Source organism: Caldichromatium japonicum, assembly GCF_011290485.1.
GTDB classification, from domain to species: Bacteria; Pseudomonadota; Gammaproteobacteria; order Chromatiales; family Chromatiaceae; genus Thermochromatium; species Thermochromatium japonicum.
Map to the genome: position 1 here is coordinate 53,171 of NZ_CP048029.1, position 22,178 is coordinate 75,348.

A 22,178-nucleotide genomic window follows, 5' to 3' on the forward strand; every position below is an offset into this window, starting at 1 on the left:
AGATGTGACCTCAGGTGGCCATCCCAGGCGCACCCAGCCGTTTTCTCGGGCTGTCAGCGGGCATACTTGCGGCGGAACTTATCCACGCGCCCGCCAGTGTCCACGATCTTTTGTTTGCCCGTAAAGAAGGGATGACAGGCCGAGCAGACCTCGATGTGCATCTCCTTGCCTTTGGTGGAACGGGTGGTGAAACTGTTGCCGCAGCTACATATCACCTTGATCTCGTGATAGTCCGGATGAATGCCTTCTTTCATCGCAAAGCACCTGTGATAAAAGTATTTTTTAAAACATAAGAGAATATCTGTTCAGCTAAGTCGATACAAGTCAAATCTCGGTTTCAATCAGATCGAGCAATAGGCTATCGAGCAGGTCATAGCCCCGCGGGGTCGGCTCGATGCGGCCATGGCCAATCTGTACCAGTCCTTTTTGGGCGGCGGTCGTCAGCTTGGCAGTGATCCAAGATCCAGGCCGCCCAGTCCTCGCAGCGAAGAGCCCGATCGCAAACCCCTGGGTCAGACGCAGGGCATTCAACGCAAACTCGACCACCAGGTCTTCGTCGGTCAGCAAACGGCGCCTGACCTGGGGCCAGGCCGGGCTAGTCCGCAGATATAGCCTGGGGTGTCTGGGTTTCTCGGTCCGCCAGATCTGCCAAGGATGGGCTGGATCTTGCGGGCATGTCGTCAGCTTGCCGTGCGCTCCTGCCCCAATCCCGAGATAGTCTCCGAACTGCCAATAGTTGAGATTGTGCCGGCAGATATAGCCTGGACGGGCATAGGCTGAGACCTCGTAGCGCCGGTAGCCAGAGGTCTCTAGGTACTCTGCTCCCGCCCAGCCCATCTCGGCGATGAGATCGGGGTCGGGTAAGACAGGCGGTCGGGTGCCGAAGACCGTCCCTGGCTCGAGGGTGAGCTGATAATAGGATAGATGCTCGGGTACAAGGGCAAGGGCTTCATCGAGATCGGCGCGTGCCTGGGCGAGGTCTTGCTCGGGCAGGCCAAACATGAGGTCAAGATTGATGTTGGTAAAACCCGCAGCCCGCGCCATCTGAACCGCGGCGCGCGCTTCTTCTGGTCCATGGATGCGCCTGAGCTGTCGTAAATGTTTCGCTGACAGGCTTTGTACGCCAAGTGAGAGTCGATTGACCCCGGCGGCGCGATAGTCGTCGAGGCGTTGGGGATCGAGGGTCCCAGGGTTGGATTCCAGGGTGATCTCGGCATCCGCTGCAAGCTCACTCCGGCTGCGGACACCATCAAGCAGTCTGCGGATCGCCCAGCCGGGAAATAGGCTGGGCGTGCCGCCGCCGATGAAGACCGTTTGGATCGGGCGTTGGGCAGCGGGCGCACTTAACTCTTGCTCCAGATCGGCCAGTAGGCGCTCGCTATAGGCGGCAAATGGCAACTCGCTGGTGGGGTAAGAGTTGAAATCGCAATATGGACACTTGCGGATACACCAGGGCAGATGGATATAGAGCCCGAGTGGGGGCAGTTCCAGGTGATGGGTATTAACTGATCCTGCCTGATCCGCGAATGGGCAGGCGCAGGGTTCTACCAAGTGCATCATCTAGGGGAACAGACGCTTGGGGTCAGACCGGCATAGGCCAGGACCAGGCATTTGATCCCTACGCCGCCCTTGAAGTCGATATGTAGCCTTGTATCAGGTCCAAATCCCTCGCTGGTTAGCACCACCCCGTCGCCGAATTTGGGATGGCGCACCCACTGGCCAGGACGAAAGGGGCCTTCCATCCGGGCGGAGGGAGACTGCCCGCGAACTGGGCGCCGGATTAGTTCGCGGCGAACCTCCTCGATCATTTCCATGGGTAGCTCATATAAAAACCGCGAGGGTAGGGGATATTCCTCGCGTCCATGCAGCCTGCGGCTCTCGGCATGGGTGAGATAGAGCTCGCGCATGGCGCGGGTGATCCCGACGTAGCACAGCCGTCTTTCCTCTTCGAGACGTTTGGGGTCATCGAGCGAGAGGCTATGGGGAAAGAGCCCCTCCTCTAGGCCTACCAGAAAGACCACGGGAAACTCGAGCCCCTTGGCGCTATGCAGGGTCATGAGCTGGACGCTGTCGGTGAAGGGTTCGGCCTCGGCCTCGCCGGACTCAAGGGCGGCATGAGCCAGGAAATCATTGAGGAGCTGGGGTTGGGGGCCTGGCTGTTCCTGCTCAAAACGCTGGGCGGTCTCGATGAGTTGCTCTAGGTTTTCGATCCGGTCTTGCCCTCGTCCGTCTTTGTTTTCCCTGAAGTGCTCCATCAGACCGGTGCCCTCGATGGCATAGCGGCATATCTCGGCGAGCGTGCGTTCTGTCAAGGCCCTCCTTTGCCCCTCTATCGTTGTAAAAAATCCCTGTAAGGTCTGTACTGCACGTGCCCCGAGTGCACCGCTGTTGATGAGCTTGCGGGCCGCTCGCCAGAGTGAGAGACCATCGGGACGCGTCGCTTCACGGATGAGCTCGAGCGTGCGCTGACCGATCCCGCGTGGTGGGCGATTGACGATCCGGTCGAATGCCTGATCATCATCCGGGTTGGCGATCAGGCGAAGATAGGCCATGGCATCGCGGATCTCGGCGCGCTCGAAGAACCTTAGCCCGCCATAGACCCGATAGGGGATGCCGGTCTGGATGAGCGCCTCTTCTAACGGTCGCGATTGGGCAGTGGTTCGGTAAAGGATGGCGCAGTCGATGTAGGCGTAACCTTGGGCGTAGAACCACTGGATACGCTCGGCAACGAATTGGGCTTCGTCGATCTCATTGAAGGCGGTATAGAGCCGGATTGGGGCACCTGCTTCGCCCTGGGTCCAGAGTGTCTTGCCGAGCCGTCCGGCATTGTGGGCGATCAGGACATTGGCCGCATTCAGGATATTGCCGGTCGAGCGATAGTTTTGCTCGAGTCGGATCAGGCGCGCCCTTGGATAGTCCCGCTGGAAGGATTGGATATTCTCGATCTGCGCCCCGCGCCAACCATAGATCGACTGATCGTCGTCGCCGACAACGAAGAGATGATTCTCTTCGCCGGCAAGCAGCCTCAGCCAGGCGTATTGGATGGCATTGGTGTCCTGAAACTCATCGACCAGGAGATGATTGAAGCGCTGCCGGTAGTGCTCAAGTAGATCTCGGCGCTCGCGTAGAAGCTCGAGCGTATAAAGCAGCAGGTCGGCAAAGTCCACCATCCCAGATTTGATCCGCGCCGTTTCATAGTTCTGGTAGAGCTCGATGAACCTGTCTTGGATGAAGTCCCCGCGGGCGACGAGGTGTTGTGGCCTTCGTCCCTCGTCCTTTTGCCGATTGATAAACGCCTGGATCTGGCCAGGCGGCCAGCGCGACTCATCGAGCTGCATCTCCTTGAGCAAGCGCTTGATCAAACGCAGTTGCTCATCGCTGTCCAGGATCTGGAAATGCTGGGGCAGCCCTGCCTCTTGCCAATGGGCACGTAAGAAACGATGTGCAAGCCCGTGAAAGGTCCCGATCCAGGCCCCGCTGAGCGCAGTATCCAACAGGTTGTCGAGCCTTGCTCGCATCTCGCGCGCTGCCTTGTTGGTAAAGGTCACCGCAAGGATTGACCAGGAAGGGGTTCCCTGTTGGATCAACCATGCAATCCGTTGGGTCAGAACCCTGGTCTTGCCTGAACCTGCACCTGCAAGGACCAGTATGTGACTCGATCGGCTGGCGACCGCCTCGCGCTGGGCTGGATTGAGTAGGTCAAACGACTGGATGTTGTTCATGGGTGTCATTCTAAACAAGCCGCATCCCTATCACTACAGTGATAGAGATTTTAGTTAATAATAGAGGTGCTCCCTTGCTGTGGATAACTTTTTAAAAGTAAATTTAAAAACAATTACTTAGATTGATTTTTGCTTGTGGATAAGCCTGTGGATGAAATCGGCCTTCCTGTTTGCTGCACAGGTTAATCACAGCCTATCCACAGGGTTATCCACAGGCTTATCCACAGGGAACTGGCTGCCAAGTCATTGATTGACAATGGATGCTTAAGAGAGGGTCAGGACAGCATCGGGCTTTAGGTATCGAGGCCATCGTTGTGTAAAATGATTGACCCTTGGTTTCGTCCATCTTAGAGCCCGCTTCATGACACCGCTGCACAATGACACCTTTCTGCGCGCCCTGCTGCGCGAGCCTGTTGACTACACACCGGTCTGGATGATGCGCCAGGCGGGGCGCTATCTGCCCGAATATCGCGCCACCCGTGCGCGTGCCGGAAGCTTCATGACGCTGTGCAAGACCCCGGAGCTCGCCTGCGAGGTCACTCTACAGCCCCTTGAGCGCTATCCCCTCGATGCCGCGATCCTCTTCTCGGACATCCTGACGGTCCCGGATGCTATGGGACTTGGGCTCTATTTCGCAGAGGGCGAGGGGCCGCATTTCGAGCGCCCGGTGCGTACCGCAGCCGACATCGAGCGCCTCCCCGTCCCCGATCCAGAAGCAGAACTGCGCTATGTGCTGGATGCGGTCTCAACCATCCGCCAGGCGCTCAACGGGCGCGTACCCCTGATCGGTTTTTCCGGCAGCCCCTGGACGCTTGCGACCTATATGGTCGAGGGCGGGGCCTTGAAGAACTTCGCCCGCATCAAGGCGATGCTCTTCGACCAGCCTGTACTGCTCCATCGCCTGCTCGCCAAGGTCGCGGATGCCGTGACCGTCTACCTCAATGCCCAGATCGCGCGCGGGGCGCAGGCAGTCATGATCTTTGATACCTGGGGCGGGGCCTTGGCGCCGGCCAATTATCGCGAGTTCTCGCTCGCCTATATGCAGCGGGTGGTCGAGGGTCTGAACCGCGAATCCGAGGGGCGGCGCGTGCCCGTGATCCTGTTTACCAAAAACGGCGGTCAGTGGCTCGCAGAGATGGCCAAGACCGGCTGCGATGCCTTGGGCGTGGATTGGACCACGGATCTTGCTGATGCCCGCCGCTTGGTCGAGGATCAGGTGGCGCTCCAGGGTAACCTGGATCCTTGCGTGCTCTATGCCTCGCCCGAGCGCATCCGCGCAGAGGTGGCGCGGGTGCTCTCCAGTTACGGGCCGGGCTCGGGCCATATCTTCAACCTTGGGCATGGGATCACCCAGGATGTCGATCCGGAGCATCCGGCGGTGATGGTCGAGGCAGTGCATACCCTAAGTCGCGCCTATCATCCGTGATTCCCTTCGCTCTTGGGTGATTGACCCTATCTCCTGGATTCGGCCATCGACGGAGGTCAGTATGAAAGTCATCGAGATCCGCGAAACCGGTGGACCTGAGGTCTTACAGCTCGCCGAGTATCCGGAGCCTGCAGTGGGTGCGGAAGAGGTCCTGGTGCGCCTGAAGGCCGCTGGGGTCAATCCGGTCGATACCAAGATCCGGCGGCGCGGTCCTCTGATCCCCAATGGCCTGCCGGCGGTGCTCGGCTGCGACGGCGCCGGGGTCGTAGAGGCGGTGGGATCAGCGGTGACGCGGTTTAGACCAGGCGATGAGGTCTGGTTCTGCGCTGGCGGGCTCGGCGGACCTGCCGGCAACTATGGCGAATATCGGGTGCTGCATCAGGATATCCCCCAACCCAAGCCGCGCACGCTCGGCATGATCGAGGCCGCAGCCGCCCCCCTGGTGCTGCTCACCGCCTGGGAGTCGCTCTATGACCGTGCGCGTATCCAGCCAGGGCAGCGGGTGCTGATCCATGCTGGTGCAGGCGGGGTCGGGCATGTCGCGATTCAGCTCGCGCGTCTGGCCGGCGCCCGGGTATGCACCACTGTCAGCAGCCCAGAGAAGGCCGCCTTTGCCCATGCACTGGGCGCCGAGTTTTGTATTAATTATCGCGAAGAGGATCTGGTCGAGGCGGTGATGGATTGGACCGGGGGGGAAGGCGTGGATATCGCCTTGGATACCGTCGGCCCCGAGGTATTTCGCCGCACCATCCCCGCGGTCGCCCATTACGGGGATCTGGTGACCATCTTGGACCCAGGCCCGCAGCTCGACCTCGCCGAGGCCAGGATGCGCAACCTGCGGATCAGCCTAGAGCTCATGCTCACCCCCATGTTGCGCAACCTCCCTAAGGCGCGCGCCCATCAGGGGGAGATACTCAACCGCTGTGCCGAGTCTATCGACCACGGTGAGCTGCGCATCCATGTCTCCCAGACCTTCCCACTTGCTGAGGCCGCCGCCACCCATCGCCTGATCGAGGAGGGTCATGTGACCGGCAAGATGGTCCTGATCCTGGATTGAGGGGGTTAAGACGCACTTGGAGACCCTCTTGGGATTGAAACGGGTGCGGGTAGCGCTGCTCTCCGATACCCATGGGGCGCTCGACCCCAGGGTGCGTGAGGTAGTCGAGGGCTGTGACCTCGCCCTGCACGGCGGCGATATCGGCCATGCTGCGATCCTCGCCCAGCTTCAGCCGCGTCTCGGGCGGGTGCTGGCGGTCTTCGGCAACAACGACGTCGCGCGCAAATGGCCCGAGGAGGACCGTAGGCTCTTGGTCCATCTCCCCGAATGGTTGGAACAACCCCTGCCGGGCGGGACGATCGCCCTCATCCATGGTCACCAGATCCCCGCCCGCGGGCGCCATGACCTCTTGCGCGCCCGCTTTCCCCAGGCGCGCGCCATCGTCTATGGTCACAGCCACCGGCTGGAGACCGACTTAAGCCGCCTGCCCTGGGTCCTCAATCCAGGTGCGGCTGGACGTTCGCGCACCTATGGCGGTCCCTCTTGTCTGGTCCTGATCGCCAACGAACAGGATTGGCAGATCGAGACCCATCGCTTCCCTTTATCGATCCAGCAACGCAAGTCGCACGGCCACTTTCTCCATGAACCCAGTCCTCAACGCAAGGGTCATACCGCCCAGGTCATTGTTGCGCCGGGTCGGGCAGGCCATTGCTGATTTTCAGATGATCGGCGAGGGGGATCGCATCCTGCTCGGGGTCTCGGGCGGCAAGGACTCGCTTTCGTTGCTTCAGATTCTGCTCCATCTCCAGGCTCATGCGCCGGTGCATTTCGAGCTGGCCGTAGCCACCATCGATCCCCAGGCCCCCGGCTATGACCCAAGCCCGCTCCAGGACTATTACCGGGCCCTGGGCCTGACCTGGCATTACGAGCGCCAGCCGCTGCTGGAGCAAGCGAGGGTGCATCTCAAGGGGGATTCGTTTTGCGCCTATTGCGCGCGTATGAAGCGAGGGATCCTCTATCGGCTCTGCCGCGAGCAGGGTTATAACGTCTTGGCGCTAGGCCAGCACCTCGATGACCTAGCCGAGAGCCTGTTGATGTCCCTCTTTCACAACGGCCAACTGCGCACCATGAAGGCCCATTATCGTAATCAGGATGGCGACATCCGCATCATCCGCCCCCTGGTCTATTGCCGCGAGCGTCAGACCGCTGAGTTCGCCCGCAGCACCGGCCTTCCCGTGATCCCCGAATCCTGCCCCGCCTGTTTCGAGCAACCCGTGCGCCGCGCCGAGATGAAGGGGCTCTTGGACCGCGAGGAGTCTAAATATCCCAAGCTCTTTGCCAGCATTTTGCAGGCGCTCAAACCCCTCATGGTCGAGGGCGAGCTGCCTGAACCGGGTGGGCCTGCTCCTTATCCCTGCACCCGAGCAGACCGCGCGCAGGGAGCGGCCTCTCAGCGGGTGACTGACCATGACCCAGACCGCCGAACGCCCGGCACGTTATGAGGACCTCCTCGTCCTGCCTGAATACCTCGTCGGCGAGATCCTCAACGGTGTCTTTTATACCCAGCTATACCCAGCAGCCGCCCTTCGAGGCGGTGACCCGGTGCACGGCAAGCCCCGTCGTTGAGGGCGGGGATGGATAGCGCCCGCTGTCGTCGCGTTTTCCGCTTAGGTTGGCGTCTGCTGCTGTTCGATGTATTGGCGCACGATGGAAATTGGTGCGCCGCCACAACTTGAGGCGAAGTAGGACGGCGACCACAGCACGCCCTTCCAGTAGTGTTTCTGGATGTCGGGTTGTTCCTTGCGCAGCAGGCGGCTGGATGCGCCTTTGAGGCTGTTCACGAGGCTGGAGACGGCAACCTTGGGCGGGTACTCTACCAACAGGTGGACATGATCGTCCTCGCCGTCCATCTTGATCAGTTGTGCTTCAAAATCCGTGCAGACGTTGGTGAAGATCGTTCGCAGTTGTGCGATGGCATCGCCGTTGAACACATTGCGGCGATGGTCATCGACCAAGAGACTGATTGAGCTATGCAACGGCTTCAAGCCTTCAAATTTGAGTTGAAGCCCAACGGCGATCAGGCGCGCGACCTGCGCCGCTTCGCGGGGTCGTGCCGCTTCGTCTACAATCGGGCGCTGGCGTTGCAACAGGAGCGGTATGCGACCGGCGAGAAGAAACTCGGGTATGCCGATCTGTGCAAGGCGCTGACCGCGTGGAAGGCCGATCCCCCGACCGCCTGGCTTGGCGAGGCTCCCGCTCAAGCCTTGCGGCAGTCTCTCAAGGATCTGGACCAGGCCTACGCCAACTTTTTCGCCAAGCGCGCCGGCTTCCCGCGCTTCAAGAAGAAAGGGCAATCCGACAGTTTCCGTTACTCCGATTCGGAAAAAATCAAACTCGACCAGGCCAACAGCCGTATCTTCCTGCCGAAACTTGGCTGGCTGAGGTATCGCAACAGCCGTGAGGTGCTTGGCGTGGTGAAGAACGTCACCGTGAGCCAGTCCGGCGGCAAGTGGTTCGTGAGTATCCAGACCGAGCGCGAGGTAGAGCGGCCCATCCCGCAGGGTGGCGCAGTCGGCATCGACATGGGCATTGTCCGCTTCGCCACCTTGAGCGACGGGACGGTCTACGCCCCGCTCAATAGTTTCAAGCGGCATGAGACGCGCTTGCGCAAGGCGCAACAGGCGCTCTCCCGCAAGGTGAAATTCAGCAACAACTGGAAGAAGGCGAAAGCCAGAGTCCAGCGCATTCATTCCCGCATCCGTAATGCCCGCCGCGACTTCCTACATAAGACCTCGACCGCGATCAGCAAAAACCACGCGATGGTGTGTATCGAGGACTTGCAGGTAGGGAACATGACCAAGTCGGCGGCTGGGACAATCGAACAGCCGGGCAGAAACGTTCGGGGCAAGTCTGGCCTAAACAAGTCCATTCTCGACCAGGGCTGGTTTGAGTTTCGCCGGCAACTGGACTACAAGCTGGCATGGCGGGGTGGCTGGCTCATTGCCGTGCCGCCGCAGAACACAAGCCGCACCTGCCCGTGCTGCGGCCATGTGTCGGCGGACAACCGCCAGACGCAAGATCGGTTCGAGTGCGTGGAATGCGGTTTTGAGGAAAACGCCGATGTGGTCGGCGCGATCAATGTGCTAAGGGCGGGACACGCCCGGTTCGCCTGTGAAGTGAGCGATGCAATCGGGCCCCAGCAGCAAGAACCCACCGAAGCGGTTCAGGAGCGCTTCAATACCACTCCTGAGCGCCGTTGGAATCCTCGACCTTCAGGCCGGGGAGGATGTCAACTTTCCCTTGCATGCGCTGTGGACCGATTGAGCGTGAATCAAACGCGGCGCTTGAGGGCATGCACCAAATCCTTCAGGGTTTCGGGGCCCACCTTCCCCCCATAGCGCGCTGGGACATAAAGCCTCAAAAAACCCTCGATCCAGGGTGCAAGCTCTGGTCTTAGGGCCGCCACCCGCCGTCCATAGTCCAGCGGTCCTTCGTGTGCAAGGCGCGGCACCCCTCGGCGCGCCAACTCCTGGCAGAGACGCGCATAAAGCTGCTCCAGCGGGTCCTGGGAGCTGCGCTCGCGCATCAGGACCAGGAGGATCGTTCCAAGCGTCGAGGAGACGGCTAGGATCATCAGTCCTGCCAGTCCATATTCGCCCCAGTTATCGAACCCCAAGCGTTCGAGCAGCCGGCGCTGATCCTTGACCGAAAAGTCCAGGACCCAGTTCTGCCAGGTCGCCTCTAGGGTATCGGCAAACAGACGCAGGTTGCGCGCCCAGCGCACCAGACCGGTCGGGGCCTCGAGTTCTAGTCGCACAGGTCTAGGGCTTAAAAGGCGCGCCCCCGCGCGGCGGTCGATGCGCCTGGGATCGACGGCAGCGGTCGGATCGACCCGCACCCAGCCGCGCCCACGGATCGCAATCTCGACCCAGGCGTGCGCATCCGATTGGCGCACCAGGGTATAGCCGCCGAGGGTGTTCTCCTCGCCTCCGAGATACCCCAGGATCACCCGCGCGGGGATCCCAGCTAGACGCATCAGGATGGCAAAACTGCTCGCATAATGTTCGCAATAGCCGCTTCTGGTCTCGAACAAAAATCCATCGATCGGATTGGCCCCGAGCGGCGGCGGGATCAGGGTGTAATGGAACGCCTCGCGGTTAAAATAGACGAGCGCCTGTTGGACCACCGCCCAGTCGTCTGGGTGTTCGACCCGCCAGCCCTCGACCAGGCGGCGCATGCGCGGGGTGACGACCCAGGCAGGCACCGCCAGCGCCAGGGCGCGCGCCGCCTCGCCCGGTTCGGCGGTGCGATAGTCCAGGGCCGAGGTTAGGCGATAGCGTTTGAGCACAGAGACCGGCTGATCGGCGATGAGCTGGTGTTCGGGGCCGAGGATTGAACCTTCGGGGGCAGCGAGCGGTAGGTCCAAGGCAAACAGCCAACGTTGGTCGGTCGGCTCGAGGACGATCTCATAGGCGATGGGGCGATCCGAGTTGATCAAGGGCGCCGGGCTTGGGGTCGGCGATGTGCCCTGGGTCCAGCGCCTGCCGTCGGTCTGCCACAGCACCAGTGCACGCCAATAGAGCCGCTCGGTCGACGGTCGTTCTCCGGCAAAGCGCACCCGAAAGGCCGGCTCGTCGTTGAGTACGAGTTCGCTCAGGTTTCCAGGCTCGAGGCTCTCGGTGAGCCCGCTTGTCCCCTTGGACTGTTCTGGGCCCAGGTTCCATAGCGGCGCATCCAGGCGGGGGAAAAGCACGAACAAGACCAGGGTCAGGGGGGCGGACTGGAGGGCGAGTTGGGTGCCGATGCGCGCCGCGGTTTTTAACCCCGCATCTGGCAGACCGCCCTGGAGCTCAATCAGGAGCACGACCAAGGCAAAGGCGATGAGGGCTACATAGAGGGTGGTGAAAAACGAGTCCTCGAAGAGAAACAAGACAGCACAGACAAAGCCCGAGAGGATCAGGACCAGGCGCAGATCGCGCCTGCCATCGAGTTCCAACAGTTTGAGCGCCAGCATGCTGAGCAACAGGGCCGAACCACCGTCCCGCCCGTTGAGTGTGTGATAGGCCGCAAGACAGTTGGCGATCCCCGCAAATGCCAAGAGCGCCCGCAGCCAAGGATTGGGCAGGGCCGCAGGCCAGCGCAGGGCGATGAACCTCACCCCTAAGACCAGGGCGAGAAAGGCGAGGATCTGCGGTTCGAGATGGTGGATAAAGGGCGCGCAGGCGGCTGAGACCAGGAGGCTTGCCCCGAGGATCTGCCGACGTTCGGGCCGCTCAAGCGGATGCTTGACCTTGTTCATAGCCGAACAGCGCCAGATGGATAAGACAACGCTCGGTATGCTCTGGCCCCTGACTGACCGGTTCGACGACCCCGGGCAGGCGCAGGCCGAAGCGGGTCGAGGTGGTGCTGGCATCCAACACCTGGCGCGTCAGGAGGTTTAAACGCAGCTCGCTGTCTGCGGCATTGATCGCCGACCAATCGATCCAGACCTCCTGCCCCTGTTCGCCGCCATATTGCTTGACCCACAGCCCTCGCTCGCGGGCGAATGCCTTCCAATCGACCTGTTTCAGGGGATCGCCCGGGCGATAGGGGCGCACCCCGAGATAGTCCTCGGCCTCCTCGTGGCGGGCGCGCTGGGGTTGGTGCCCATCGCCGGCATCGTGTCCAGGTTCAGGGGCGGTAGGTGCAGGGCGCGGATAGACCAGGGTCTTGGCGGGGGTGGCGACCAGGGCCCAGGCGCAAAAAAGCCCCAGGGGATAGCCGGTCTCGACCCGGACCTCTTGTAGCCTCAGCCAGCCGCGCCGCTCGGCGGGGACCTGAAGCTTGATCGCCGTCTGTTCCTCGGGGGCGAGTGCGACCGGTGCTGCCTGTTCACCTCGATAAAGGATCCTCAGGTCATAGCGGGGACGCCTGGCGGCATAGAGACAGACCTCAAAACGTGCGTTTTCCCCTACAAAGACCGCAGGTCCACCCCGCGCCTGGACCGCAAGCCCCCGCAGGTTGAACCAAGTGTGATGCATGGCGACGATCCCGACGGCGGCAAGAAAAAAGGTCAGAAGCAGCCCCAGATTGTTTTGGTAATTGAGCGAACCCAAAAGCATCGCCATGAGCACTACCCCATATAACAGCCCGGTGCGGGTGGGCAGGATATAGATTCGACTGCCCCCGATCAGCGCCATACCATCCGATCCTGGTTGGACGCGACGCAGGAGGCCGTCAAAATAACGCTGGGCGCGCGCGTTGAGGCTCAAGGCGGTCATACCGGCACCTGTTCGAGGATGAACCGCGCCACTTCTTCGCTCCCTAGCCGCTGCCCGGGCTCGCCGCCGATCAATCTGTGCACTGCGACTGCAGGCAAGATCGCCTGGACGTCCTCGGGGATGACATAATCGCGCCCCTCGAGCAGGGCCCAGGACTTGGCAGCATACAGCAACCCCAGCCCAGCTCGCGGCGATAGGCCATAGGCGAATTGGCCCGAACGGCGGGTGAATTGCAGGATCGCGTGCACATAGTCGATGATGGAGGGCGCGGCATGGACGCGGGTCACTGCGCCCTGAAGCTCAATCAGCTCAGCAGGGCTAAGTGCGGGTTGTAAACGCGCAAGCAAGGCACGCCGATCCTCGCCTGCAAGGAGCGCCTTTTCCTGCTCAGTCTCTGGATAGCCCAGATGGATGCGCATCAAGAATCGATCGAGCTGGGACTCGGGCAAAGGGAAGGTGCCGATCTGAAACAAGGGATTTTGGGTGGCGATCACAAAGAACGGCTCGGGCAAGGGATAGGTCTTGCCCTCGACCGTGACCTGGCGCTCCTCCATCGCCTCAAGCAAGGCGCTTTGCGCCTTGGGGGTGGCGCGATTGATCTCATCGGCTAGGACCAATTGGGCAAAGATCGGCCCAGGGTGAAACTCGAAGCGCTCGGCAGCCCGATCATAGACCGAGACCCCGATCACATCGGCGGGCAAAAGGTCGCTGGTGAATTGGATGCGCGAGTATTCAAGCCCGAGCAGACGCGCCAAGAGATGGGCAAGTGTCGTCTTGCCTACCCCGGGTAGGTCTTCGATCAGCAGATGACCGCGCGCCAAGAGACAGGCCAGGCTCAAACGCAGCTCGCGCCCTTTGCCGAGGATGACGGTTGCGGCCTCGGCGAGGAGCTGGTCGGCGAGCACGCGGCGGGGGGGTTGCGGTTTAGGCGACAGAAGCATCATTGTTTATCCAGAAGGGCTTGGGGGCTGCCGGTTGGGTGCGCAATAGGCATCCTTAAGAATTGAGGCCCATTGATCTATCGACAAGATCCCATGTTGGCAAGTACAGAATACGATGTCATCGTGGTCGGCGGCGGTCACGCCGGGACCGAGGCGGCCTTGGCCGCAGCGCGCTGTGGGGCGCACACCCTGCTTCTCACCCACAATATCGAGACCCTAGGGCAGATGAGCTGTAACCCGGCGATCGGCGGGATCGGCAAGGGTCATCTGGTCAAAGAGATCGATGCCCTGGGGGGGCTGATGGGGCGCGCCGCCGATCGCGCGGGGATCCAGTTTCGCATCCTCAACGCCAGCAAGGGGCCGGCAGTGCGTGCCACTCGCGCCCAGGCCGACCGCCAGCTCTACAAGGCAGCGGTGCGCGCGGCACTCGAGAATCAACCTGGGCTGTGGATCTTTCAACAGGCGGTCGATGATCTGGTCGTTGCGGGCGAGCGGGTAGTCGGGGTGCGCACCCAGATGGGGCTTGAGTTTTGCGCCCGCGCTGTCGTGCTTACCGTCGGGACCTTCTTGGCAGGGCGTATCCATATCGGGCTCGCCAACTATGAAGGGGGACGTGCAGGTGACCCGCCCGCTAACCGGCTCGCTCAGCGTCTGCGCGAACTTCCCTTGCGCGTCAGCAGGCTTAAGACCGGCACCCCCCCGCGCATCGATGCCCGCACCATCGATTACAGTCGCCTCAAGGAACAGCCTGGCGATGTACCTGTGCCGGTCTTTTCGCTCATGGGGCGACCCGAGGACCATCCCCCCCAGGTCAGTTGCTATATCACCCACACCACCGAGCGCACCCATGAGATCATCCGCTCGGGCCTTTCACGCTCGCCGCTTTATACGGGGGTGATCGAAGGGGTTGGGCCGCGCTATTGCCCCTCGATCGAGGACAAGGTGGTGCGCTTTGCTGATAAGCCCACGCATCAAATCTTTCTCGAGCCAGAGGGACTCAACAGCCGCGAGGTCTATCCCAATGGGATCTCGACGAGCCTGCCCTTTGACATCCAGGAGGCGATGGTGCGCTCGATCCCTGGGCTCGAACGCGCCCATCTCGTCCGCCCTGGTTATGCAATCGAGTATGACTTTTTTGACCCTAGGGACCTCAAGCCATCGCTTGAGACGCGCGCCATCCAGGGGCTCTTTTTCGCTGGTCAGATCAATGGGACCACAGGATATGAAGAGGCCGCGGCGCAGGGCTTGGTGGCGGGTTTAAACGCCGCGCTCCAGGTCCAGGGGCGCGAGCCTTGGGTCCCCCGGCGCGACGAGTGCTATATCGGCGTGTTGATCGACGACCTCATCACTCGCGGTACCAATGAGCCCTATCGGATGTTTACCAGCCGCGCCGAGTATCGCCTCCTGTTGCGCGAGGACAACGCCGATCTGCGCCTGACCGAGCTTGGGCGCAAACTGGGTCTAGTCGGGGACGAACAATGGCAGTTTTTTGAGCGCAAACGCGAGGCGATCGAGCGCGAGAGAAGTCGCCTCTCTGAGACCTGGGTGCGACCCGAGCGCCTCGACCCGCAGCAGATGATCGCGGTGTTGGGAGAGCCGCTGCGCCGCGAGATCCGCGCCCTCGATCTCTTGGCGCGTCCGACGATGGACCATGCCAAGCTCTGCGCCCTCATCGGTGAACCGCCTGAGCCACTCTCGCCCCAGGTCATCGAACAGCTCGAGATCCAGGCCCGCTATGTTGGTTATATCGAGCGCAGCCGCACCGAGATCGAGCGCAACCGCGCCCAGGAATCAAGGCCCATCCCCTTCGACTTCGACTTCAACCAGGTGCGGGGGTTGTCAAACGAGGTGCGCGAAAAGCTCAGTCGGGTGCGTCCCCAGACCATCGGTCAAGCGGCACGTATCCCTGGGGTTACCCCCGCAGCGATCGCCCTGTTGTTGATCCACCTCAAGCGGCTAGCTGCCTGAGGTCATGACCTAGACCTTGAACTGGACCCGATCAGAAGGGCTCTTGGCCGGTGATCCTGAGCATGAGGCGCCGACCCTCGGAGACCCCATAGGCCTCTTCATGCAGGCTCTGTAAAAATTTAAGCTCCTCCCAGGCCTCTGGCGTCCAGGTCTCTGTGGTAAACGACTCGCCGAAGATGAGCTGGCGAAAGACGATGTCAAAGGCCTCGGCATCGCCCCAAGCAGTGATCAGATAATTCATTGCCTCCGGGAAGCCGAGTTCCAAGGCCGAACGCGTATCCTTGGCCAGGATGATCTGGGCTGGGATTGCCACCGCCGGCGGGTATTGATAATCGGACGGAAGTGGGCCCTTCTCGTCGGGGATCTGGGCTAGCAGCCATTGGGTCCAGTTACGCAGGGCACTCTCGAGATGCTCGAACTCCACGGTGAGGAGATAGGCCGACGTTCCATCGGGGTTTTGTTTTGGCTCGCTGGTTAGTACCCGCGCCCGCAGATTCAGGCGTGCACGCTGGGGGACTCCATTGAAACGTAGCCCAAGGCTCTGTCCCGGCATGAAAGCGGCAGGAGTACTGATCAATAGCCGACCACTGGCGATATTGACGAGCGCTGCACGCCACTCATCGAACGTCTTGATCATGACCTCGATCATCGCGGCCAACGGCTGAGGTTCCAGGGTGCGGTTGGCAGCATCCTGTTCCCGTATCCTGCCCAGTAAACGCTCCAGCCGGTTATGATCGGTCAGAGACAGGCGGCGAAACCTGAGGGCCACGAGACATTGACCGCCTCCGCCAGGCTTTTGGCGCAGAAGCTGGGCCTCGATCTGGATCCTGTCTTGTTGCTCCCAGGGCAGCCATAGCTGGACCAACTGGTTGTTGGTTGGCAACATACCTTTAGTCTGACAGAGCGCACCACCCCAGGAGAGATCGAGCAAGACCGCGCGGCGGGGCTGCTCTTCACCTTTACATTGGAGCTGAACCGGCAATTGGACATGTAGACGCGCCTGGGCGCGGCGTTCGAATGAGGATTGCGTTTCCTCAGCAGGCATGTGAGCGGGCCCCCCGGCAAGCATGGATCAATGATCGGTACAGAGACCAAGCTGAACACCTGTCGGCATCCCTGCCTGGACTCTGGATGCAAAGGCTCCAGGCAAGGGTATCAACCCTGGCTTAGTCTGCTCACAGAGCTTAGCACAGGTTGAACCTGCTGAGCGGCAAAGGACCAGGAGGTCCTCTGCCTTTAGATTAAGAAACACATGCTTTTGAAATTGAGTGAGCTGTCCAGATGTCGTGGGCATGGAAAGACGAGACATGAGATTGCTGTCGTTTGCGGCGCGCGAAGAGCGGCGGCGTGGCTGGACGTATGAAGCGATAGGCGCGCAGAGGGGATTGTTGGGCGCAGGGGTGTTCGACATCTGCAAAGGCTATGGGCGCGAAGGGGCCCAAGGGCTCAAGGAAAGGTGGGTGAGAAGCGGGCGCTGTTGGCGGAGCAGGACGCCCAGATACGCAAGCTCATGTGCGACGGGACACCGGATCAGCTGAAGCTGCCGTTTGCGCTGTGGAGCCGGCAGGCGGTGCGGCAGTTGATCCTCGACCGTTTTGGCATCGAGCTCAGGCCGCAGGGGGAGGGCAAGTACATGGCGCGCTGGGGATTGACGCCCCAGAAACCGATTCGGCGCGCCTATGAGCAAAGCCCGCCGGCGGGCAAGACGTCCGAGATTCGCGTCACGCACCGTCGCGAAGGCCTGTCGGTGATCTCGACGCTGACCAACCGCGGCAAGGTGCCTTGGAAGGCGTTCGCGGGGGCGATGAACGCCGACATCCTGATCGACTTCATGAAGCGGCTCGTCAAGGACGCCAGGGGCAAGAAGATCTTCCTCATCCTCGACAACCTGCGCGTGCATCACACCAAGCCAGTCAAGGCGTGGCTGGCTGCATGCGCTACTTCCAGCATCCCAAGCTCCGTGATGCCGCGTAATACAAGTTCATTGGTTTCGGATCAATAGATTCATGCGCATTGCCTGTTTTTTTGCGACCTCCGGGCATAGCGGCGTCGATCGCTTGGCGCGTCATCTGTTGCCAGCGCTGGCGCGCCGCGGCTATCAGGTGGATCTGCTCAAGATACGCAACCATGGGCCAGAGCTTGCGGCCGACACCCCTGGCCTAAGGGTCCTGGACCTCGGGGTCAGACACACCCTCACTGCCCTGCCGGGGCTCATCGCCTATCTCAAACGCGCGCAGCCAGATGTGCTGCTTACAGACAAGGATCGGGTCAACCGCCTGGCCCTAGCCGCGCGCACCATCGCCTCCGTCTCCACGCGCCTGATCCTGCGCATTGGGACCACGGTCTCGGTAGATCTGGCCTCACGCAATCGGCTCGAGTGCTGGGTCCAGCGCCGATCGATCCGCTTCCTCTATCCCCTGGCCGATCGGGTCCTAGTCCCAAGTCAAGGGGCCGCCGATGACCTCGCGTGTTATACGGGGCTCGATCGTCGCCATATCCAGGCCGTGCCCTCGCCGATCGTACCGGCGAGCTTGTTCGAAAACACCCTTCCGCCCCCAGATCACCCCTGGTTTGCGCCGGGTGAGCCCCCGGTGATCCTAGGGTTGGGTGAGCTTTGTGCGCGCAAGGACTTTGCGACCCTGATCCGCGCCTTTGCACGTGTGCGCGCCCAGCGCCCTTGTCGTCTCATGATCCTCGGGCGCGGCAGACAACGCGAGCGTCTGCTGATGCTGACCGCTGAGCTTGGCATGAGCAGGGACGTTGAGTTTCCTGGATTCGTGCCAGGCCCCTATGCCTATCTTGACCATGCCCGCTTGTTCGTCTTGAGTTCCCGCTGGGAGGGGCTTCCCTTCGCCCTGGTCGAGGCCCTGGCCGTCGGCACCCCAGCGGTCGCCACGGATTGTCCCAGCGGTCCGCGCGAGGTGTTAGAGGGCGGGCGTTACGGGCGATTGGTGCCGGTGGGCGATGATTGCGCCCTCGCCGAGGCGATCGACGCGACCTTAGATGCCCCCCTCCCGCGTGCGGTCTTGCAACAAACGGCGCGTCGCTTTGAGATCGAATCGGCGACCAGCGCCTATCTCGAGGCGATGGGGCTGCCCGAGCGGTTATAACCAAAGCGAGCGAGATCCTCTAAAGGGCATCTCGCATAAATGAACCAACGTGCGCAGGGTCACGACACCTATGTTGATTTAAAGCCATACAGGCTGCCGGCGAGTAGAAGCCAAATAAACAGCCAATCCACATGAACGGCGCGATAATTGAACAGACACCAGATCAGGATGCAGATCAAGGCCGCCAGATAAAAACTTCCGAGATCTGGCGGTAAACGACCGGATTGGTGCGCCCTGTAGCCTGCCCAAACCAATGCCAAGAGCCAACTCCCGAATAGGATCGATCCCACTAGCCCGAATTGGACCAGGAGCTCAGCATAGGTGCTATGGAGGTGTGGCAGCCAGTGATCATAATCGAATAGGTCCTGGGGCCGACCGCTTTGGGCGATCAGGGTGCGGCTACTGCCCGCTCCCCAGCCGAACCAGGGCCGTTCTTGCCAGCGTTCAAGCGCAAACAACCAGGCCTTGAAGCGCAGGCCGATGGGGTCAGAGGTGACCGACTCGCCGCGTGCGATCTGAACAAGCGTATCGGTATGCTTGGTAAAGCGTTTGAGAAAGGTCTCGTGCTGCAGCGCTAGGCCGCCGACAACGAGCACCCCGATGAGCAGCACCTGCCGCGGATGTCGGCGCAGCCAGCCCAGCCCATTCCAGCCGCTCGCCTGCCATGTACTGAGGGCTAAGGCGCCTAGACCACCGAGAAAGGCCAACCAAGCCCCGCGCGATTGCGAGAGCACCAGCCCCTCGAGCATAAAGGCGAGCCAAAGCAGCCACAGGATCTGGCATAGCCGCCACCAAGACCCGCACCCTGCCCAGAACGCCTGGCGCAGGGCTACAAACCCTAGGGCACCCAGACCGCTCACTAGCCCAAAGGCGATCGCCGGCAGATAGGACTCGAAGCGGTTGCTGAAGAACTCTGGGCCAAACTGCGCCCAGTCGATCTTGCGCAGAACGGCGAGCGTCAACCCTAGGGCAGCCAAGAGCAGCAACCGGCGCACCCGCTGCGGCTGGCCCGCACACCAATGGGCGATGGGGATCAGCAACAAGAGCTTCAGCCAGTCCAGGCCGGCCGTAAGCATCTTCTGCGGGGAGGTGCCGCTAGGCGCGAGGGCCGCCATGATCAGGCTGTGCCCCAGTACAAACCCGCCGAACAACAGGGCCAGAATTCCGACCGGATCGTGCACCAGTGCCCGCCCATTGGGTCGCGCAAAGGCCCAGCCCAGGGTGAGGAGTACAAGACCCAAGGTGGCGGGGGTAGTCCCCAGCCAGGCAAAGAGGGCAAAGAGATAAAGCCCCACCAGCCCCAGCGTCTCGGCACGGCGGTTTAGCCAGGCGTTGATCATAAAGAGGTTTGTATGCGGCATCTCGCAGTTGGTTATGGTTCCCAATGCGCGCCTCAGTAGCTCGAGCGCCTGGGACGATATGGCGCAAATAAAAACATCAGGGTCAGAGCCAACAGGCCCAGACCCAGGCTCCAGCCGGCGATCCGGCGCACGAGCCGCCAGCCTGGATTGGCGCGGCGGATGATCTTGAAGTCCTCGACATGGATGGTCTCGCAAGCCCCATCGCCTGTGTCATCGCGCCGGGTGCTGGTGCCGCGCTGAAAGCCGCGGTCGTTGCTATAGCTCACCAGCTGACCCCGCAGATAGATCTGATCCCCGACCCTGGCCGATTTGATCGCCCGCTGTACCAGCTCGATATGGCTGAGCAGATGATTGTTTGCCAACCAGTCCCAGGCAAAGCGGCGGGCGGCCTCGGGGTCGGCGGTCGAGATCCAGCAGGTCCAGGTGGTGTTTTTGTAATGCATGGCGCGAAAGACACCGCTGGCCAGGTTCTCGCCCCAGACGACACAGAGGTCGCGGATATTGATGAAGTCCTGCCAGTCCTTTCGGTGATAGATGTCCCAGAAAACATCGCTGTCGTGCAAGCTGACTACCACGCCGTCGAGTTCATAGTCAAAATGGGGGACGAGCCGATAGCGCACGCCCTGGGATTCGATCGTAAACGGCTCGAGCAGGGTGCGGGTCTGGCGCGGCTCGACGAGACGAGAGAGGTCATAGAAGGACGGCGGCGGCAATTGGTCCTGCTTCCAGCCGCTCCACAGCCACACGGCCAGGCTGGACAACACGATCAGCCAGAGAAGCTGATCGACCAGGCGGTCAGAGAAGGGGGGCATCGCGAAGACCAAATGCAGCCAGATAGCGGTAGGCGCTGACTTCAACCTGGTAGTCGCGCACCGCCTCGCGCAAGACCTCGGGCGGCAGTGGGTGATCAAGGGTATCGATCATCGCCCGGGCCAATGCCTCGGCATCCCCAACCGGTACCAAGGGGCCATAGCGCCCATCTTGTAGGATCTCGCGCGGACCGCTAGGACAATCGGTCGCAACCACCGGCACCCCTAGCGCCAGCGCCTCGATCAGGGCATTGGGTGAGCCCTCCCAGCGCGAGGACAGGACGAATAACCCGGCGCGTGCCAGATAGCGATAGGGGTTGGGGTCGAAGCCGGCCAGTTGTACCGCATCGCCGACCCCCAGTCGGCTAGCGAGTTCTGACAAGCGCGCCTGCTGGCGCCCCTGGCCGAGGATGAGCAGCCGGCAGCGGTGTTGTCGCCGCACCGAAGCAAAGGCACGGATCAGGGTCCCAAAGTCCTTCTGGAGCCTTAGCCCACCGATTCCCAGGATCACCGGCAGATCACCCGGCGCAAACCAGGGGTGATCCAGAGGCGCCTGGGCCTGTTGTTGGAGGAGCGGGGTGATGGTGGGGTTGCGCACCACCTGAATGGGCGCGCATCTAGACCCAGCGATCGCCGCAACATCCCGCGCCACCCCCTCTGAGACCGCGATGATCCCGTCGGCCTGGCGATAGAGCCTGCGCAAGAGATGACCTTCCCACCAGCGCTTGAAAAAGGGGGCCTGACGCGCGCGCCAGCGCTCAGATTGGGTAGTGCCCGGGCGCAGGAAATAACGGGTATCGCCTCGGACCTTTGCCTTAACCGCAAGCGCGATCCGGTCGTCGTCGATCTTGGCCGAGAGCACTACGGAGGGCCGCATCTGTCTGACATAGTCAGCCAAGAGGTCCTGACGCGACCTTGGACTGAGCTCGCCGAACGGGTGGAGGCGCACACTTGTGGGCAGGAGCTCAAGATAGGGGGCAGCGCATGAGTCCACAAGGAAATCGACCGGATAGCCGAGACCATCGAGCCCCAGGGCCAGATGGGTCAGCATCCGCTCGACCCCACCGTCGCCGAAGCTCGGTAAGAAGAGACAGATGGGGCGCGAGTCGGTCGGCATGGGGTCGAATGCTACAAACGCTTAGAGGTAACAAACAGACCGCACCTGACGGAGCCTTCAAGCGCGGTCTGAAGGGGCCATTGCTACGGTTTGGACACCGCCTCACCCGCACTTTCCTGGGCAGATGGGGGCGGGGCAGGCGGCTGGACAGTGATCAGGTCCTTAATCTGAATGAACTTGCCCTCGCCGATCCCTTTGACCTCCTTGATTTCTTCGACTGAGGCAAAGGGCTTGGTCTGGCGATATTCGACGATCCGCGTCGCCAAGGCCGGGCCGATCCCGGGCAGTGACTCCAGTTGCTGCTGGGTCGCCGTATTGAGATCGATCTTGTCCTGGGACCAGACGACGCCCGTACCAAAGACGAGGAAGGTGGCGAGAAACAGCGCGATCCAGGGTCTCATAGGGTCTTCTCCATTGGGCCTAGTTAAAGACACTAAGGGGTATTTCCAGGGGCTCATAGCGGAATA

20 protein-coding genes and 1 pseudogene are annotated in these 22,178 nt (G+C 61.5%); 9 read left to right on the forward strand and 12 right to left on the reverse strand.

Annotated elements, in window-relative coordinates; translation table 11 throughout:
- Positions 1-53: 53 nt before the first annotated feature.
- The 3 genes from rpmE to uvrD all read right to left on the reverse strand — a co-directional run bounded on the left by rpmE (position 54) and on the right by uvrD (position 3,722).
- Positions 54-254 carry a 50S ribosomal protein L31 gene (gene rpmE / locus GWK36_RS00250; RefSeq protein ID WP_166269075.1) on the reverse strand — a complete coding sequence of 67 codons (201 nt, stop codon included), beginning with the start codon at positions 252-254 and terminating at the stop codon, positions 54-56.
- Positions 255-324: 70 nt separating this feature from the next.
- A complete protein-coding gene (gene hemW, locus GWK36_RS00255) occupies positions 325-1,560 on the reverse strand; it encodes a radical SAM family heme chaperone HemW (RefSeq protein WP_246237601.1) in 1,236 nt (411 codons plus the stop codon).
- Positions 1,557-3,722: a DNA helicase II gene (gene uvrD / locus GWK36_RS00260; RefSeq protein WP_210756797.1), complete on the reverse strand. Its 2,166-nt coding sequence runs from the start codon at positions 3,720-3,722 to the stop codon at positions 1,557-1,559. Before uvrD ends, hemW begins: the two co-directional genes overlap by 4 nt.
- Before the next feature lie 361 nt (positions 3,723-4,083).
- On the opposite strand from uvrD, the gene hemE reads away from it, so the two are divergent.
- The 5 genes from hemE to GWK36_RS00285 all read left to right on the forward strand — a co-directional run bounded on the left by hemE (position 4,084) and on the right by GWK36_RS00285 (position 7,771).
- Entirely contained in the window at positions 4,084-5,148 is a 1,065-nt protein-coding gene (gene hemE, locus GWK36_RS00265) for a uroporphyrinogen decarboxylase (protein WP_166269079.1), read from the forward strand.
- Between the two features lie 61 nt (positions 5,149-5,209).
- Positions 5,210-6,205, forward strand: a complete 996-nt coding sequence (locus tag GWK36_RS00270) for a zinc-dependent alcohol dehydrogenase family protein (RefSeq protein ID WP_166269081.1) — start codon at positions 5,210-5,212, stop codon at positions 6,203-6,205.
- A 34-nt stretch (positions 6,206-6,239) separates the two neighbouring features.
- Positions 6,240-6,860 (forward strand): metallophosphoesterase family protein, encoded by a 621-nt coding sequence (locus GWK36_RS00275; RefSeq protein WP_246237867.1) that lies wholly within the window; start codon positions 6,240-6,242, stop codon positions 6,858-6,860.
- Positions 6,861-6,867: 7 nt separating this feature from the next.
- A complete protein-coding gene (locus GWK36_RS00280; RefSeq protein WP_166269085.1) occupies positions 6,868-7,647 on the forward strand; it encodes a tRNA 2-thiocytidine biosynthesis TtcA family protein in 780 nt (259 codons plus the stop codon).
- Positions 7,613-7,771 carry a hypothetical protein gene (locus tag GWK36_RS00285; RefSeq protein ID WP_166269087.1) on the forward strand — a complete coding sequence of 53 codons (159 nt, stop codon included), beginning with the start codon at positions 7,613-7,615 and terminating at the stop codon, positions 7,769-7,771. The genes GWK36_RS00280 and GWK36_RS00285 overlap by 35 nt, the downstream gene beginning before the upstream one ends.
- A 41-nt stretch (positions 7,772-7,812) precedes the next feature.
- Here GWK36_RS00285 and tnpA read toward each other — a convergent pair whose 3' ends face one another.
- Complete coding sequence (gene tnpA, locus GWK36_RS00290; RefSeq protein WP_246237602.1) at positions 7,813-8,190, reverse strand: IS200/IS605 family transposase; 378 nt, start codon at positions 8,188-8,190, stop codon at positions 7,813-7,815.
- On the opposite strand from tnpA, the gene GWK36_RS00295 reads away from it, so the two are divergent.
- Complete coding sequence (locus tag GWK36_RS00295) at positions 8,176-9,543, forward strand: RNA-guided endonuclease InsQ/TnpB family protein (RefSeq protein WP_166269089.1); 1,368 nt, start codon at positions 8,176-8,178, stop codon at positions 9,541-9,543. The genes tnpA and GWK36_RS00295 overlap by 15 nt on opposite strands.
- On the opposite strand, the gene GWK36_RS00300 is transcribed toward GWK36_RS00295, so the two are convergent.
- From GWK36_RS00300 to GWK36_RS00310, 3 genes are read right to left on the reverse strand one after another with little or no spacing between them, the layout of a single operon-like run.
- Positions 9,477-11,444, reverse strand: a complete 1,968-nt coding sequence (locus GWK36_RS00300) for a transglutaminase TgpA family protein (protein ID WP_166269091.1) — start codon at positions 11,442-11,444, stop codon at positions 9,477-9,479. The genes GWK36_RS00295 and GWK36_RS00300 overlap by 67 nt on opposite strands.
- Positions 11,419-12,405 (reverse strand): DUF58 domain-containing protein, encoded by a 987-nt coding sequence (locus GWK36_RS00305; RefSeq protein WP_166269093.1) that lies wholly within the window; start codon positions 12,403-12,405, stop codon positions 11,419-11,421. Before GWK36_RS00305 ends, GWK36_RS00300 begins: the two co-directional genes overlap by 26 nt.
- Positions 12,402-13,346 carry an AAA family ATPase gene (locus GWK36_RS00310; RefSeq protein WP_166272268.1) on the reverse strand — a complete coding sequence of 315 codons (945 nt, stop codon included), beginning with the start codon at positions 13,344-13,346 and terminating at the stop codon, positions 12,402-12,404. The genes GWK36_RS00305 and GWK36_RS00310 overlap by 4 nt, the downstream gene beginning before the upstream one ends.
- Before the next feature lie 93 nt (positions 13,347-13,439).
- On the opposite strand from GWK36_RS00310, the gene mnmG reads away from it, so the two are divergent.
- Entirely contained in the window at positions 13,440-15,314 is a 1,875-nt protein-coding gene (gene mnmG / locus GWK36_RS00315; RefSeq protein ID WP_166269095.1) for a tRNA uridine-5-carboxymethylaminomethyl(34) synthesis enzyme MnmG, read from the forward strand.
- 31 nt (positions 15,315-15,345) lie between these two features.
- Here mnmG and GWK36_RS00320 read toward each other — a convergent pair whose 3' ends face one another.
- A complete protein-coding gene (locus GWK36_RS00320; RefSeq protein ID WP_166269097.1) occupies positions 15,346-16,359 on the reverse strand; it encodes a PilZ domain-containing protein in 1,014 nt (337 codons plus the stop codon).
- Between the two features lie 480 nt (positions 16,360-16,839).
- On the opposite strand from GWK36_RS00320, the pseudogene GWK36_RS15920 reads away from it, so the two are divergent.
- Both GWK36_RS15920 and GWK36_RS00330 read left to right on the forward strand, forming a co-directional pair.
- Positions 16,840-17,244, forward strand: a pseudogene (locus GWK36_RS15920) (winged helix-turn-helix domain-containing protein); the annotation flags it as partial.
- Between the two features lie 76 nt (positions 17,245-17,320).
- Positions 17,321-18,424 carry a glycosyltransferase gene (locus GWK36_RS00330; protein ID WP_166269101.1) on the forward strand — a complete coding sequence of 368 codons (1,104 nt, stop codon included), beginning with the start codon at positions 17,321-17,323 and terminating at the stop codon, positions 18,422-18,424.
- Between the two features lie 68 nt (positions 18,425-18,492).
- Here GWK36_RS00330 and GWK36_RS00335 read toward each other — a convergent pair whose 3' ends face one another.
- The 4 genes from GWK36_RS00335 to GWK36_RS14620 all read right to left on the reverse strand — a co-directional run bounded on the left by GWK36_RS00335 (position 18,493) and on the right by GWK36_RS14620 (position 22,112).
- Entirely contained in the window at positions 18,493-19,785 is a 1,293-nt protein-coding gene (locus GWK36_RS00335; protein ID WP_166269103.1) for an O-antigen ligase family protein, read from the reverse strand.
- 32 nt (positions 19,786-19,817) lie between these two features.
- Positions 19,818-20,597: a hypothetical protein gene (locus GWK36_RS00340; RefSeq protein ID WP_166269105.1), complete on the reverse strand. Its 780-nt coding sequence runs from the start codon at positions 20,595-20,597 to the stop codon at positions 19,818-19,820.
- A complete protein-coding gene (locus GWK36_RS00345; protein WP_166269107.1) occupies positions 20,581-21,711 on the reverse strand; it encodes a glycosyltransferase in 1,131 nt (376 codons plus the stop codon). The genes GWK36_RS00340 and GWK36_RS00345 overlap by 17 nt, the downstream gene beginning before the upstream one ends.
- Positions 21,712-21,794: 83 nt before the next feature.
- The gene (locus GWK36_RS14620) at positions 21,795-22,112 is read right to left on the reverse strand and encodes a ComEA family DNA-binding protein (RefSeq protein ID WP_210756799.1); all 318 of its coding nucleotides are present in this window, start codon (positions 22,110-22,112) and stop codon (positions 21,795-21,797) included.
- Positions 22,113-22,178 lie beyond the last annotated feature (66 nt).

What these genes read in the sequence shown, in the direction of transcription:
- rpmE (WP_166269075.1), bottom strand. Translation starts at nt 254, where the DNA reads ATGAAAGAAGGCATTCATCCGGACTATCACGAGATCAAGGTGATATGT.
- hemW (WP_246237601.1), bottom strand. Translation starts at nt 1,560, where the DNA reads ATGATGCACTTGGTAGAACCCTGCGCCTGCCCATTCGCGGATCAGGCA.
- uvrD (WP_210756797.1), bottom strand. Translation starts at nt 3,722, where the DNA reads ATGAACAACATCCAGTCGTTTGACCTACTCAATCCAGCCCAGCGCGAG.
- hemE (WP_166269079.1), top strand. Translation starts at nt 4,084, where the DNA reads ATGACACCGCTGCACAATGACACCTTTCTGCGCGCCCTGCTGCGCGAG.
- GWK36_RS00270 (WP_166269081.1), top strand. Translation starts at nt 5,210, where the DNA reads ATGAAAGTCATCGAGATCCGCGAAACCGGTGGACCTGAGGTCTTACAG.
- GWK36_RS00280 (WP_166269085.1), top strand. Translation starts at nt 6,868, where the DNA reads ATGATCGGCGAGGGGGATCGCATCCTGCTCGGGGTCTCGGGCGGCAAG.
- GWK36_RS00285 (WP_166269087.1), top strand. Translation starts at nt 7,613, where the DNA reads ATGACCCAGACCGCCGAACGCCCGGCACGTTATGAGGACCTCCTCGTC.
- GWK36_RS00295 (WP_166269089.1), top strand. Translation starts at nt 8,176, where the DNA reads ATGCAACGGCTTCAAGCCTTCAAATTTGAGTTGAAGCCCAACGGCGAT.
- GWK36_RS00300 (WP_166269091.1), bottom strand. Translation starts at nt 11,444, where the DNA reads ATGAACAAGGTCAAGCATCCGCTTGAGCGGCCCGAACGTCGGCAGATC.
- GWK36_RS00305 (WP_166269093.1), bottom strand. Translation starts at nt 12,405, where the DNA reads ATGACCGCCTTGAGCCTCAACGCGCGCGCCCAGCGTTATTTTGACGGC.
- GWK36_RS00310 (WP_166272268.1), bottom strand. Translation starts at nt 13,346, where the DNA reads ATGCTTCTGTCGCCTAAACCGCAACCCCCCCGCCGCGTGCTCGCCGAC.
- mnmG (WP_166269095.1), top strand. Translation starts at nt 13,440, where the DNA reads ATGTTGGCAAGTACAGAATACGATGTCATCGTGGTCGGCGGCGGTCAC.
- GWK36_RS00320 (WP_166269097.1), bottom strand. Translation starts at nt 16,359, where the DNA reads ATGCCTGCTGAGGAAACGCAATCCTCATTCGAACGCCGCGCCCAGGCG.
- GWK36_RS00330 (WP_166269101.1), top strand. Translation starts at nt 17,321, where the DNA reads ATGCGCATTGCCTGTTTTTTTGCGACCTCCGGGCATAGCGGCGTCGAT.
- GWK36_RS00335 (WP_166269103.1), bottom strand. Translation starts at nt 19,785, where the DNA reads ATGCCGCATACAAACCTCTTTATGATCAACGCCTGGCTAAACCGCCGT.
- GWK36_RS00340 (WP_166269105.1), bottom strand. Translation starts at nt 20,597, where the DNA reads ATGCCCCCCTTCTCTGACCGCCTGGTCGATCAGCTTCTCTGGCTGATC.
- GWK36_RS00345 (WP_166269107.1), bottom strand. Translation starts at nt 21,711, where the DNA reads ATGCCGACCGACTCGCGCCCCATCTGTCTCTTCTTACCGAGCTTCGGC.
- GWK36_RS14620 (WP_210756799.1), bottom strand. Translation starts at nt 22,112, where the DNA reads ATGAGACCCTGGATCGCGCTGTTTCTCGCCACCTTCCTCGTCTTTGGT.